Origin of the sequence: Methylobacterium sp. Leaf361 (assembly GCF_001424445.1) — a bacterium.
Taxonomy (GTDB): Bacteria; Pseudomonadota; Alphaproteobacteria; order Rhizobiales; family Beijerinckiaceae; genus Methylobacterium.
In genome coordinates, this window is the sequence record NZ_LMPY01000026.1 from 18,338 (window position 1) to 31,641 (window position 13,304).

The window sequence follows — 13,304 nt, forward strand, 5'->3', positions numbered from 1 at the left end:
CGGTCAGGGGGCCCGGTTCTTGGCGAGGCGGTCGAAGGCGAGGAGTTCCTCGAGCAGGGCCGGCATGTCCCTCAGCGCCACCATGTTGGGGCCGTCGGAGGGCGCCCGGTCGGGGTCGGGATGGGTCTCGATGAACACCCCCGCCACGCCCACCGCCACGGCGGCGCGGGCGAGGACGGCGACGAATTCCCGCTGTCCGCCAGAACTCGCCCCCTGCCCGCCGGGCTGCTGCACCGAGTGGGTGGCGTCGAACACCACCGGGGCGCCCTGCGTGACCTGCGCCATGATCGGCAGGCTGCGCATGTCCGACACCAGCGTGTTGTAGCCGAACGAGGCGCCGCGCTCGGTGACGATGACGTTGGGGTTGCCCGCCTCCGTCACCTTGGCGGCGACGTGCTTCATGTCCCAGGGCGCCAGGAACTGGCCCTTCTTGATGTTGACCGCCCGGCCGGTGGCGGCGGCGGCCAGCAGCAGGTCGGTCTGGCGGCACAGGAAGGCGGGGATCTGGAGCACGTCCACCGCCTCGGCGGCGGGGGCGCACTGCTCGGCGGCGTGCACGTCGGTCAGCACCGGCAGCTCGAGGGTCTCGCGGATCTCGGCGAAGACCGGGAGCGCCCCGTCGAGGCCGATGCCCCGGGCGGCGCTGCCCGAGGTGCGGTTGGCCTTGTCGAAGGAGGTCTTGAACACGAGGCCGACGCCCAGACCCGCGGCCATCTCCTTGAGGGCGGCGGCGATCTCCAGGGCGTGCTGACGCCCTTCGAGCTGGCACGGGCCGGCGATCAGCGTCAGAGGCAGGTGGTTGGCGAAGCGCGCGTCGCCGACTTGGACGACGGGGCCGGGTGTCTCGATCTTCGACATGCCGGCCGATCTAGCCCGCGCGGCGGATCCGCGAAAGCCCGGGCCGGGGCGCGACCCGACAGACCGTGCGGTCCTCCCGGAGGGCGTCCGCGCGCGGGCCGGTCTCGCACAGCATCAGGATCCGGCCGGCACCGCCCCGACGCGGCGCATCCGCCAGCAGGCTGGCCTGGTGGAGGTTGAGCGCCAGCACCTCGACCGCGGCGGCGTCCGCCCCGGCGAGCGCCTGCGCGGCGCGGCCGATCAGGACGAAGTAGGCCGGCGCCGGCTCGCGCTCGCGGGAGGCCACGGTGATGCGGGCGGGCGCGCGGCAATCGAGGCTCAGCCGCTCGGCATCCTGTGCCCGGAACACCGCGACGGGGCCGGCCCGCCCCGCCAGGGAGGCGCCGGTGGTGCGGATCACCCGCGCGGCGAGGACGTCGCAGGCATCCGCCGCCCGGGCCGGGGCCGGCCCGAGGAGGAGCGCGCCGGCGAGGGCGGTCAGGGTGGTGAGGCGCAGCATCGGGACATCCGCGGCGGGAGACGGTCGCGCCCGGCATATAGCGCGCTCGGGAGATAGCGCGCCCTGCGGCGGGCGCGAAGCCGCGCCGCTCCGCGGGACGTGGACAGGAACAGCCGGATGACCGATCTGAGCGGGCGGCGCGGCGCCGCACGCCGCTCGCAGATCAGGCTCCGACGCGGCCATGCTCCGAACCCTCCTCGCTTCCGTCCTGCTGGCCCTGGTGCCGGCCGGGCACGCTTCCGCAGAGCCGCCGCCGCAGCCGACCTACGGGCCCGAACTCGAGGGCTTCGCCTACCCGTTCCCGGTCGAGCGGTTCCCGTTCACGTCGCAGCGCCAGCCGCTGCAGATGGCCTATCTCGACGTCCGGCCGGCGACGCCGAACGGCCGGACCGCCGTTCTGCTGCACGGCAAGAATTTCTGCGCCGCCACTTGGGAGAGCCAGATCCGGGCGCTCAGCGCCGCCGGGTACCGGGTCATCGCGCCGGACCAGATCGGCTTCTGCAAGTCGAGCAAGCCGGCGGCCTACCAGTTCACCTTCCGGCAGCTCGCCGAGAACACCCGCGCGCTCCTGGACAAGCTCGGGATCGAGCGGCCGATCCTGGTCGGCCACTCGACGGGCGGGATGCTGGCCGCCCACTACGCCCTGCTCTACCCCAAGGCGGTGGAGCAGCTCGTGCTGGTCAACCCGATCGGCCTGGAGGACTGGGCCGCCAAGGGCGTGCCGCCGACCTCGGTGGAGCAGTGGTACCAGCGCGAGCTGAAGGTGACGGCGGCCTCGATCCGGGCCTACGAGACGGCGACCTACTACGCCGGCGCCTGGGAGCCCCGCTACGAGCCCTGGGTCACGATGCTCGCGGGCCTCAACGGCGGCCCCGGCAAGGAGGCGGTCGCCTGGGACTCGGCGCTGCTCTACGACATGATCCTCACCCAGCCGGTGGTCTACCGGTTCCCGCAGATCGCGGTGCCGACGCTGCTCCTGATCGGTCAGAAGGACAACACGGCGATCGGCAAGGACCTCGCGCCGCCGGAGGTGCGGGCGAGCCTCGGCAACTATCCCGAGCTCGGCAAGGCGGCCGCCAGGGCCATCCCGGGCGCGCGGCTCGTGGAGTTCCCGGATCTCGGCCACGCGCCGCAGATGTCGGACCCGGAGGGGTTCAATGCGGCGCTGATCGCCGGGATCGCGGCGCGCTAGGCGCCGCGCGCCGTCCTCCGTCGTCCCGGGGCGCTCGCAGCGCCCCGGGACGACGGCGTGCCCGGCGCCTTGATCCTAGAAGTAGGACTTCAGCACGCCCCGGCGGCGGACGTCGAGGGTCGCGCAGTGGAACGAGCCGCCGAACGGGCCGTAGCTGAGGAACGGCGCCGGGATCGGGTCGAAGCCCCAGTCCTTCAGGGCCTTGATCAGCGTCGGCTGGCTCTGGTCGACGACGATCTTCTTCTCGGTGATCGCCAGGACGTTGATCGAGGTCCAGGGCGAGCACATCGAGATCTTGCTCATGAAGCCCTCGACCGGGTCGGGGCGCGGGGCGACCAGCACGTCCCACTTCTTGAGCACGGCCGGGAGCTTCTCGACGTCGACGTAGTCTGGGTTCACCAGAACCTTGCCGGGGGCGAGCGGCATGAACGACGAGTCGATGTGCATCGGCTGCGGGCAGCGGCTCTCGATCTCGTGGATGCGGAAGCCCGGGCCGAGGTGGCGGCGCAGCCACTCGATGCCCATCAGGTTCGTCACGTTCGAGCGGGTCACGAACAGGTCGCGGCCGCAGCGGACGAAGTCGGCGGCGTCGAAGACCGGCTCGAACTCGTTGACCGTGAACTGCATGGGCTCGCCGGCCTTCAGGTTCGGCACCCGGTAATCGTAGTTGTAGAGGTCGTCGGTCAGCTGGGGCCGCGGCGCGGAGGTCCAGCGGGCGCCGGCGCGGAAATACTCCTTGAACAGCGACCGGTAGGCGTCGCCCTCGAAGTAGCGCGAGCGCCAGCACATCGGGCTCTCGATGATCTCGTCGCCGATCACGAGGTACGGGTCGCGCGGGCAGGCGACGCAGAAGCCGCGGGAGGACCAGCGCGGCGCCTTGAACTTCTTCGAGAAGTCCACCGCGTCGGGGCGACGGACCTTCACGCCCTCGCCGGCCAGGATGGTGATGAAGTTGTCGAGCTCGGCCTGGGCGAGCTTCTTCATGAACTTCGGATATTTCCAGCCGCTCGCCAGCCGGTAGAACGGCTGCGCGGCGCGCGGCAGGTTGAAGATCACCGTCAGGTGGTGAGTCGGGATCGTGGCGCCGTCGAGCGAGCCGACGATGACCTCCTCCAGCGGATCCCACTCGTTCCAGGCCATCACCGGCGACTGGGGAGCCGGCACGCCCGGTCCGGTCCCGCCCGGAAAGCCGCCCGCATGCGTGTCGTCGGTCACGGCCTCCAGGGCCGTGATCGGTGATTCGCGCTCCATGACGTGTGCCCCTTCTGCGACGTGCCGCGGCCTTCTGCGCGGGCTTCTCCGCCCCGCCGCCGCTTTGGCCCTCGGTGTGTCAAACGGGTGATAGACACCGCTAATCCGTGCTGCAACGTGACAGAAACGTTCCCGGGCCGATGGACCTATTTCTGCCGCGACCGTGACCGATTTCCCGCATCAAGCCTTACGCGAGCTTGAAAGACGACAATGAAGCGCCTGACGACCTTGGCCTCGATCGCCGGTCTGTGCACGGTCGTCGGCCTGTTCATGTCCTCCGGCCTGGAGGATGTGTCGGCCGCCGTCGTGAGCGCCGGCTGGGGCGCCGCCCTGGTGGTGCTCGCGCGCTTCGTGGCCGTCGCCTGGGCGGGGCTCGGCTGGTACGTCGTGTTCCCCGCCGGCGCGACCAAGCTCGCCGACTGCATCTCGCTCCGCTTCGTCCGCGAGGGCATCAACACGCTGCTGCCCGTCGCCACCGTCGGCGGTGACTTCGTCGGCGCCCGCCTCCTGTCGAAGCGCAACGTTCCGGGCGCGCTCGCGGGCGCCAGCATGTTCGTCGACCTGATGACCCAGGCGCTGACGCAGCTCCTGTTCACGGTGGCCGGCCTCGCCCTGCTGGTCCTGATCTCCGGTGACGGACCGATCGCCCACACGGTCGAGGGCGGGCTGGCCCTGGCGGTCCCGGCGCTCGGCGCCTTCTACCTGATCCAGCGCAAGGCCGGTCATCGCCTGATCCAGGCGCTGCTCAGCCGCTTCGCCTCCGGGCGCGAGTGGCGGGCCTTCGGCGCCATCGACCAGCTCTACGACAGCCTGCGCCGGCTCTACGGCAACCACGGTCGCTTCGCGTTGGCCCTGGTGGTCCACCTCGCCGGCTGGGTGATCGGCACGCTCGAGGTCTATGTCTGCCTGCGGTTCATGGGCTACCCGATCGACTTCGCGCAGGCGCTCATGATCGAGAGCCTCGCCCAGGCCGTGCGTGGCGCGGCCTTCGCGGTGCCCGGCGCCCTGGGCGCGCAGGAGGGCGGACTGATCGCCCTGTGCGGCCTGTTCAATATCCCGGCCGAGGCGGCGCTCGCCCTGTCGCTGGTCAAGCGCTTCGCCGATCTCGGCGTCGGGCTCCCGAGCCTCCTGCTCTGGCACCGGATCGAGTCCAGGCTCCGGTCCGAGGCCCCCGAGGAGGAGGAGCGCGAGCCTGCGCCGGAGGCCGGGCGCAAGGCCAAGAGGGTCGCGCAGCCCGCCACCCTCGGCCCGTTCTACAGTTACGCCCCGCCGCGCATGGGGGCGCGGCTCGGCGACGGCGAGGAGTTGAAGAAGTGCGCCTGACCCGCCGGCTCGCGGCCGCCCTCATCGCCGCTCCCTTGGCCCTGACCCTGCTCGTCCCGGCCCCGTCACGGGCCGCGGACGATCCGGCCGTTCAGACCGTGCGCGACCTCTACGCCGCCTTCTCGGCCGCGCTGAAGGACGGGCCCGGCCCCCTGCCGGCCCGGGTCGAGGCCGTCGGCCCCGCGCTCGACAAGGCGTTCGACTTCCCCGCCATGACCCGCATCGCGGTGGGCTCGAAATGGTCGAGCTTCACCCCGGAGCAGCAGGCGGCGGTCATCGACGCCTTCAAGCGCAGCCTGACCGTGACCTACGCGAACCGGCTGGCACGCGCCGCCGGCGGCAAGTTCGACGTGACCCCGAAGGTCGAGGAGCGGGGCGCCCAGCGCGTGGTGCCGACCCGCGTCACCGCCGCGGACGGCGACGATTCCGCCGTGGACTTCGTCGTCAACGCCGACAACCGCATCCAGGACGTCCTGCTCAACGGCGACGTCAGCGAGATCGCCGCGCAGCGGAACGCCCTGTCGGCGCCGCTGAAGTCCGGGGGCGCCGACGGCGTCGTGAAGTTCCTCCGGGCGCGGGCCGACGGCATGCTCGCGGCCAAGCCGACGCCCTGAGCGGCGCCTGCGCCTGCGCCGACCTGAACCGGCCGTTCGCGGCCATCGCCGCCTCGGCGGCCGGACGATCGCACGGATCCGACCGGATGGATGTCTCCTCCCTGGCGCTGCTCGGCCTCTCGTGGCTCTCGCTGCTCTGCCTGATCCTGGCGGTGGCGGGCTGCGTCTACGGGCTGGCCGCCGCCATCTGCGCGGGCCGCTACGCGGGCCGCCGCCCACCGGTGCTGCCCGCCGGCGCGACGCGGCCCTCCGTGACCGTGCTGAAGCCGCTCTGCGGCCTCGAGCCCAATCTCTACGCGAATCTCGAGACCGTGCTGCGCCAGGACTACGCCGGGCCGGTCCAGGTCCTGTTCGGCGTCCAGAAGCCCACCGATCCCGCGATCGGCGTGGTCGAGCGCCTGCAGCAGGCCTATCCCGAGGCCCGCATCGACCTCGTGATCGACGGCCGGCAGCACGGATCGAACCGCAAGGTCTCGAACCTGATCAACATGGCCGAGGCCATCGCCCACGACGTGGTGGTGCTGGCCGACAGCGACATGGTGGTGGGGCCCGACTACCTCGAGCGCCTCGTCGCGGAGCTGTCCCAGGACGGCGTCACCGGCGTCACCTGCCTGTACCACGGGGTCCCGGCCTTCCGGGGCCTGTACGACCAGCTCTCGACGCTCGCGATCGACACCCACTTCCTACCCAACGTCGTGATGGGCCTGAGCCTCGGTCTGGCGAAGCCCTGCTTCGGCTCCACCGTGGCCTTCACCCAGGCGAGCCTGGAGGCGGTCGGCGGCTTCCGCACCTTCCGCAACGATCTGGCGGACGATTACGCCATCGGCGCCGCCCTGCGCGGCCTCGGCGGCCGGGTGGTGATCCCGAGCTTCACGATCGGCCACACCAGCGTCGACACCGATCTCTTCGGCCTGTGGCGGCACGAGCTGCGCTGGAACCGGACGATCCGCACCGTCGACCCGGCGGGCTACGCCGGCTCGATCGTCACTCACGCCTTCCCGCTCGCCCTGCTGGGCGCGCTCCTGCCCGGCGCCGGCACCGGCGCCCTCTGGGTCGCCGCCGCGGCGCTGGCGAGCCGCGTGCTGCTCTGCCGGCAGCTGGAGCGGGCCTTCGGCCTCGCCCCGCACCCCTACGGACTGTTGCCGATCCGCGACATCCTCTCCTTCCTGAACTTCTCCTGGGCCTTCGTGTCGGGGGCGGTGACATGGAAAGGTCACGATTATCACGTGGTTGCGGATGGCACCCTGATCCCGGACGCCGAACTCGGCCGCGATGCCGGCGCGCCGCTCCGCTGAACCCGGCTTCCTCGTCCTCCGCCCTCCCCCCGGCATTGCCCTGAGGCCTTGAACCCCATGCGCACGCTCTTCCTCCAGGCCCCCACCTTCGACGGTTTCGACGGCGGTGCCGGCTCCCGTTACCAGGCCAAGCGCGAGATCAAGTCGTTCTGGTACCCGACCTGGCTGGCCCAGCCGGCCGCCCTGGTGCCGAACTCGAAGCTGATCGACGCGCCGCCGCACAACATCAAGCTCGCCGAGATCGTGGCGCAGGCCAACGACTTCGACCTCGTCGTGCTCCACACCTCGGTGCCGTCCTTCAAGTCCGACGTGAAGACGATCGAGGCGCTCAAGGCCGCCAACCCGAAGCTCATCGCAGGCCTGATCGGCGCCAAGGTCGCGGTCGACGCCGCCGGCGCGATGGCCCAGGCCCCGGTGGTCGATTTCTGCGCCCGCAACGAGTTCGACTTCACCGTCAAGGAGGTCGCCGACGGCGTCCCGATGTCGGAGATCAAGGGGCTGTCCTATCGCGACGCCAACGGTGTCGTGGTCCACAACGAGGACCGCGAGATCATGACCGACATGGACCAGCTGCCCTTCGTCACCAGCGTCTACAAGCGCGACCTGGAGATGGAGAAGTACTTCATCGGTTACCTGAAGCACCCCTACATCTCGTTCTACTCCGGCCGGGGCTGCAAGAGCCGCTGCACCTTCTGCCTCTGGCCGCAGACGGTCGGCGGCCACACCTACCGCACCCGCTCGGTCGCCCACGTGATCGAGGAGATCAAGTACTGCCTGAAGGAGTTCCCGCAGACCAAGGAGTTCTTCTTCGACGACGACACCTTCACCGACAACCTGCCGCGCGCGGAGGAGATCGCCCGCGAGCTCGGCAAGCTCGGCGTCACGTGGTCGTGCAACGCCAAGGCGAACGTGCCGCGCGAGACCCTGAAGGTGCTCAAGGAGAACGGCCTGCGCCTGCTGCTGGTCGGCTACGAGTCCGGCAACCAGCAGATCCTGCACAACATCAAGAAGGGCATGCGGGTCGAGGTCGCCGAGAAGTTCACCAAGGACTGCCACGACCTCGGCATCGCCATCCACGGCACCTTCATCCTCGGCCTGCCGGGCGAGACGAAGGAGACGATCCAGGAGACGATCGCCTTCGCCAAGCGGATCAACCCGCACACGATCCAGGTCTCGCTGGCGGCGCCCTACCCGGGCACCTTCCTGTACAAGCAGGCGGTGGAGAACGGCTGGCTCGACATCGAGAACGCCGAGCTCGTCGACGAGAACGGAGTGCAGGTCGCGCCGCTGCACTACCCGCACCTCTCGCACACCGAGATCTTCACCTCGGTCGAGGAGTTCTACAAGAAGTTCTATTTCCGGGCGCCGAAGATCGCCTCGATCGTCAGCGAGATGGTGCGCTCGCCCGACATGATGAAGCGCCGCCTGCGCGAGGGCGTCGAGTTCTACCGCTTCCTCAAGGAGCGTCAGGGCACCGCCAAGGCGGCCTGAAGTCAGGGGTCCGGGGCCTGCGGCCCCGGCGGGGAGCGGGGCGGAGCCCCGCCCCTCTTCCAGGGCTCCGCCCTGGACCCGCGAGAGGGCGAGCCCTCTCGACACCCGTTACGAGGTTACCGTGAAGCGTCTGGTCGTCACCGCGGATGATTTCGGGCTGAGCCCCGAGGTCAACGAGGCCGTCGAGCAGGGCCATCGCGACGGGATCCTCACGGCGGCGAGCCTGATGGTCTCGGCGCCGGCCGCCGCCGACGCCGTGGCGCGGGCCCGGCGGATGCCGTCCCTGCGGGTCGGGCTGCACCTCGTCCTCGTGGAGGCGTGGCCGACCCTGCCGGCGGAACAGCTTCCCGACCTGACGGACGAGGCCGGCCTGATGCGGGCCGACATGGCCCGCCTCGGCCTCGACTTCGCCCGCAGGCCCGCGGCCCGGCGCCAGCTCGCCGCCGAGATCCGGGCTCAGTTCGAGGCCTACCGGGCCACCGGCCTGCCGCTGGACCACGTCAACGCCCACAAGCACTTCCACGTCCACCCGCTGATCGCCGGGGCGGTGCTGCGCGTCGGCCGCGACTTCGGGATGCGCGCCCTGCGGGTGCCGCGGGAGCCGCGCGAGATCCTGCGCCGCGCCGAGCCCGGCGCGCGGCCGCGAGCCGCCCTCGACATCGCGCCCTGGGCGGCGCTGCTCGCCGTCCGCGCCCGGCAGGCCGGGCTGCTGATCCCCGACCGCACCCTCGGCCTCGCGTGGTCCGGCGCCATGACGCCCGCCCGTGTCGCGGCCCTGCTGGCCGAACTTCCGGACGGCCTGACCGAGCTCTACACCCATCCGGCCACCGCCGGCGGCTTCCCCGGCGAGGCGCCGGGCTACCGCTACGCCGACGAGCGCGACGCCCTGACCGCCCCCGCATCCCGGTCGGCCGCCGACGCGTCGGGCGCCGTCCGCGGTGGGTTCTCCGACTTCCTCGGTTGACCCAGGTCGTTATCTGACTTTAGTCAGATAACATGGAGCCTGCCGAGATCGCCCGCGTCCGCCGCTTCGCCCGCGCGGTCACCGCCGAGGTCGGCGCGCTCGATTCCTCATTCCTCGGTCGCGGCCGTCCCCTGGGCGCGGCGCGGGTCCTGAACGCCATCGGCGCGGGCCGCGCGGAGATCGGCGAGATCCGCGCCTATCTCGGTCTCGATTCCGGCCTGATGAGCCGTCTCCTGCGGAGCCTGGAGGAGGAAGGGCTGGTGGCGACCGCGCCGCATCCCGCGGATGCCCGCCGCCGGGTCGCCTCCCTGACCGAGGCCGGGCGGCGCGAGTTCGCGGCTTACGAGGCGCTGTCGGATGCCCGCGCCGTCGCCCTGCTGGAGCGCGCACCGCAGGTGGACGCGCTGCTGCACGCCATGGACCGGGTCGCCCTGGCCCTCGGACGCGACGCCATCGCGATCCGGGAGGCCGACCCGACCGACGCGGGCGCCCGCGCCTGCCTCGCCGCCTACTACGCCGAGCTCGCGACCCGGTTTGCCGGCGGGTTCGACGTCGCCCTGTCGTGCGACCCGGAGGCCGACGCCATGGTGCGGCCGCGCGGCGTGTTCCTGCTCGCGTGCGCCGACGGGCTGCCGGTCGGATGCGTCGGGCTCAAGGGAGGCGGCGGCGCGGTCGCGGAGATCAAGCGGCTCTGGGTCGATCCCGCGGCCCGCGGGCTGGGCCTCGCCAGGCGGCTGATGCGGGAGGCCGAGGCCGCCGCCCGCGACCTCGGGATCCGGACGCTGCGGCTCGATACCAACAGCGCCCTCCCTGAGGCCCTGGCGCTCTACCGGCGGTCGGGCTGGATGGAGATCGACCGCTTCAACGACGATCCCTATCCGGACCACTTCTTCGAGAAGGTCCTCTGAGGCCCTCCGAAGCGCCGGCCGCGACCGGCCGGCGCTGCGCGGCTTCTACTTGGCGGGCACCGGATCCTGGTGCGGGGCGGACTTGCGCAGGGCCGCGCCGGCCGCCTTCTCGGCTTCCGGACGATCCTCGTCGGGCTGCTCCGGCGGCTCGCCGAGGGTCGCCGGAACCACGAAGAACGCCGCCACCAGGGTGAAGAACAGCGACAGCGCCAGCAGCTTGCCCATGCTGGCCGTGCCCGGATGGCTCGACAGGACCAGCGACCCGAAGGCGCTGCCCGTGGTCAGCGCCGAGAAGAAGATCGCCCGGGTGAGGCTGGAGGCGAGCATGTCGGTCACGCCCGCCCGCCACGCGATCACGTAGTAGATGTGGAACGCCACGCCGACCGCGAGCATCAGCGGCAGGGCGATGATGTTGGCGAAGTTCAGCGGCATGCCGACGATGCGCATCGCCATCAGCGTCCAGAGCGTCGCGATCACCAGCGGGCCGAGGGTCATCGCCACGTCCCACGGCTTGCGCAGGGCGACCGACAGGATGACGAAGATCAGCACGAAGGCCGTCACCGCCGCCTGCACGAAGGCGCCCAGGATCGTGTAGCTCGACTGCGTCGTGGCCACGGGCGCGCCGGTCGCGTGCGGGGCGACCTTCAGGACCTCGTCCGAGAACCGGCGGAGCACCGTGTCGTCGTTCGAATCGCCCTTCGGGTGGACCTCGATGCGCGCCCGTCCGTCCGCCGCCACCCAGTCGGCCTTCAGCTGCGGCGGCAGGTTGTCCAGCGTGATCTTCTCGGGATGCAGCAGGTCGCGCAGGCGGGCGAGCAGCGGCACCAGATCCTTGGTGAGCGCCACCGAGGCCGCCTCGCGCAGCTGGACCGGGCCGGCGGCGAGCTTGTCCAGGGTGCCGGCGAGCTGCTTGGCCTCCTGGGCGCCCTTCGCGTCGCCCTTGGCGTCGGCCGAGAGGCCGTTGAGCGCCGCGGCGGCGTCCTTGAGCGCCTTGACGTTGTCGGCGTCGGTCGGCGGCGGCGGGCGGCGGCCGGGATTGAGCACCGGATCGAGCAGCTGGGCCGTGTCGGCGATCTGGGCCAGCTTCTTGTCCTGATCCCGCGGCACGAAGGTGTCGATGCTGTTGACCGAGGCGGTGACCGGCAGGGCCAGGAGCGTCTTCGACAGCGACGGGACCTCCGCGACGCTGGGCGCCAGCACGTCGATGAAATTCGGGCTGGTCTCGGGATTCTTGATCAGGTCCAGGTAGGTCGCGATGGACTGCGTCTTGGCGCTGCGCAGGTGCATCGGGTTCGAGTCGAACGGCAGGTGCCAGAGCAGCGGCGCGCCGGCCAGGGTCACGAGGCCGACGCCGATCAGGATCGGCTTGCGGTGCCGGATGATCCAGGGGTCGACGCCGACGAGCCAGTCAGTCTGGACCGCCGCCTTCTCGCCCACCGGCTTGAACACCGCGATCAGCGCCGGCAGCAGGATCAGCGAGAACAGGAAGGCCACGATCATGCCGACGCCGGCGATCAGGCCTAGCTCCGACACGCCGCGGAAGGCCGTGGGCAGGAAGGCGAAGAAGCCCGCCACCAGCGACACCGCGGCGAGCGTCAGCGACCAGCCGACGCCCCGGGCGGCGGCGCGGATCGCGCTCTCCAGCGTCGGCTGCTCGTAGCGGTCGGCCCGGTAGCGCACCGAGAACTGGATGCCGAAATCGATGCCGAGCCCGACGAACAGGGCCGCGAAGGCCACCGAGATCGGGTTCAGCTCCTTGACCATGATGAGGCCCAGGGCGGCCGTGACCACGAGGCCCGCGAAGGTGGTGATGATCACCGCGCCGACGAGCTTGCCCGAGCGCAGGGCCAGCCACAGGAACAGCACGATCGCGCCGACGATGATGCTATTGTTGAGGCCGGCATCCTCCGACAGCGTCGCGAACTCCTCGTCCGCCACGGCCACCGTGCCGGTCAGGCGCATCCGCAGGCCGTTCTGGGCGTCGATCCCGAGATCCTTGGCGACGTTGCGGATCAGCTTGGTCGCCTGGTAGCCGGGCTCCAGGGCGTTGAAGTCGAGGACCGGCTGGATCACCACGAACTTCATCTTGTCGGTGACGCTGGTCTCACCTCCCGACAGGAGTTCCTGCCAGGACATCCGCGCCCGCTGACCCGCCAGCACCTTCTGCAGGGTGGCGTCGATCTGCCCCATGGGCTTCTCGAGGTCCTCGATCTTGGCGTCGCCGGTCTTCACGCCGCGCGCGCCCAGCGTCAGCACCCGCATGATGCCCCGCAGCGACGGGTCGGCGGCGAGCGGGCCGAGCAGACCCTGCTGCTGGGTCAGCGCCTCCAGGGTCTTGTCGAGGTCCGCCTGCGACATCAGCAGCAGGCCGTTCTTGTTGAAGAACGGGCCGCCGTCGGGCCGGTAGACCGTCTCGATCAGGTTCTTGTGCGCCGTGAGCGCCTTGGCGAGGTTGGCGGCCGCCTCCTCGGTCTCCTCCGGCGTCTCGCCGTTGATGACCGCGACGATGGTGTTGCTGCGCTGCGGGAACGCCTTCTCGAAATTGATCTCGTCCTGCCGCCACGGCTCCTTCGGGTCGATCAGCCGCTCAACGTCTGTGTTGATTCGGAACAGGTGCGCCGCGACTCCGAGGCTCGCGACCGTGAGGAACGCCGTGAAGGCGATCACGATCCACCGATACCGCACCGAGAACGCGACGAGACTTTCGATCACGAGCACCCTGCCTGTTCGCATCGGACGCGCCCCGTGCGCGACCGGCTCCTGCCATCTGTCCGGTCCGAACCCGGGCCACCGACACGGGCGGGCTCAGGGCTCCGCCGCGCGACGCTCCGCGATTCGGCCGGGTGCGCATCGGGTTCGAGGAACGCCACACCGCCCGATCCGAGCGCGCCGCGCGCGCCCGGCGCCCG

At 71.1% G+C, this 13,304-nt stretch carries 11 protein-coding genes; 7 read left to right on the forward strand and 4 right to left on the reverse strand.

What is annotated here, in order from left to right; all coding sequences use genetic code 11:
• Positions 1 to 3: 3 nt before the first annotated feature.
• Both kdsA and ASG32_RS19385 read right to left on the reverse strand, forming a co-directional pair.
• The gene (kdsA, locus tag ASG32_RS19380) at positions 4 to 858 is read right to left on the reverse strand and encodes a 3-deoxy-8-phosphooctulonate synthase (protein ID WP_056529580.1); all 855 of its coding nucleotides are present in this window, start codon (positions 856 to 858) and stop codon (positions 4 to 6) included.
• Between the two features lie 10 nt (positions 859 to 868).
• Positions 869 to 1,357, reverse strand: a complete 489-nt coding sequence (locus ASG32_RS19385) for a hypothetical protein (RefSeq protein WP_056529583.1) — start codon at positions 1,355 to 1,357, stop codon at positions 869 to 871.
• A 181-nt stretch (positions 1,358 to 1,538) separates the two neighbouring features.
• Here ASG32_RS19385 and ASG32_RS19390 point away from each other — a divergent pair, with 181 nt between their 5' ends.
• A complete protein-coding gene (locus tag ASG32_RS19390; protein ID WP_056529586.1) occupies positions 1,539 to 2,549 on the forward strand; it encodes an alpha/beta hydrolase in 1,011 nt (336 codons plus the stop codon).
• Between the two features lie 75 nt (positions 2,550 to 2,624).
• Here the strand turns inward: ASG32_RS19390 and ASG32_RS19395 are convergent, their stop codons facing one another.
• Positions 2,625 to 3,800, reverse strand: coding sequence for an amidinotransferase (locus ASG32_RS19395; RefSeq protein WP_020095308.1), 1,176 nt, complete (start codon positions 3,798 to 3,800; stop codon positions 2,625 to 2,627).
• A gap of 210 nt (positions 3,801 to 4,010) precedes the next feature.
• Here ASG32_RS19395 and ASG32_RS19400 point away from each other — a divergent pair, with 210 nt between their 5' ends.
• The 6 genes from ASG32_RS19400 (at position 4,011) to ASG32_RS19425 (ending at position 10,395) form a co-directional block, all read left to right on the forward strand.
• Positions 4,011 to 5,123, forward strand: a complete 1,113-nt coding sequence (locus ASG32_RS19400) for a flippase-like domain-containing protein (RefSeq protein ID WP_056529590.1) — start codon at positions 4,011 to 4,013, stop codon at positions 5,121 to 5,123.
• Positions 5,114 to 5,737, forward strand: a complete 624-nt coding sequence (locus ASG32_RS19405) for an ABC transporter substrate-binding protein (RefSeq protein ID WP_020095306.1) — start codon at positions 5,114 to 5,116, stop codon at positions 5,735 to 5,737. Before ASG32_RS19400 ends, ASG32_RS19405 begins: the two co-directional genes overlap by 10 nt.
• An 86-nt stretch (positions 5,738 to 5,823) precedes the next feature.
• Entirely contained in the window at positions 5,824 to 7,032 is a 1,209-nt protein-coding gene (gene hpnI, locus ASG32_RS19410; protein ID WP_056529593.1) for a bacteriohopanetetrol glucosamine biosynthesis glycosyltransferase HpnI, read from the forward strand.
• Positions 7,033 to 7,089: 57 nt separating this feature from the next.
• A complete protein-coding gene (gene hpnJ, locus ASG32_RS19415) occupies positions 7,090 to 8,523 on the forward strand; it encodes a hopanoid biosynthesis associated radical SAM protein HpnJ (protein WP_056529596.1) in 1,434 nt (477 codons plus the stop codon).
• 121 nt (positions 8,524 to 8,644) lie between these two features.
• Positions 8,645 to 9,487: a hopanoid biosynthesis-associated protein HpnK gene (gene hpnK, locus ASG32_RS19420; protein ID WP_056529599.1), complete on the forward strand. Its 843-nt coding sequence runs from the start codon at positions 8,645 to 8,647 to the stop codon at positions 9,485 to 9,487.
• A gap of 32 nt (positions 9,488 to 9,519) precedes the next feature.
• Positions 9,520 to 10,395, forward strand: a complete 876-nt coding sequence (locus tag ASG32_RS19425; RefSeq protein WP_056529603.1) for a helix-turn-helix domain-containing GNAT family N-acetyltransferase — start codon at positions 9,520 to 9,522, stop codon at positions 10,393 to 10,395.
• 45 nt (positions 10,396 to 10,440) lie between these two features.
• Here the strand turns inward: ASG32_RS19425 and ASG32_RS19430 are convergent, their stop codons facing one another.
• Positions 10,441 to 13,107 carry an MMPL family transporter gene (locus tag ASG32_RS19430; RefSeq protein WP_056529641.1) on the reverse strand — a complete coding sequence of 889 codons (2,667 nt, stop codon included), beginning with the start codon at positions 13,105 to 13,107 and terminating at the stop codon, positions 10,441 to 10,443.
• Positions 13,108 to 13,304 lie beyond the last annotated feature (197 nt).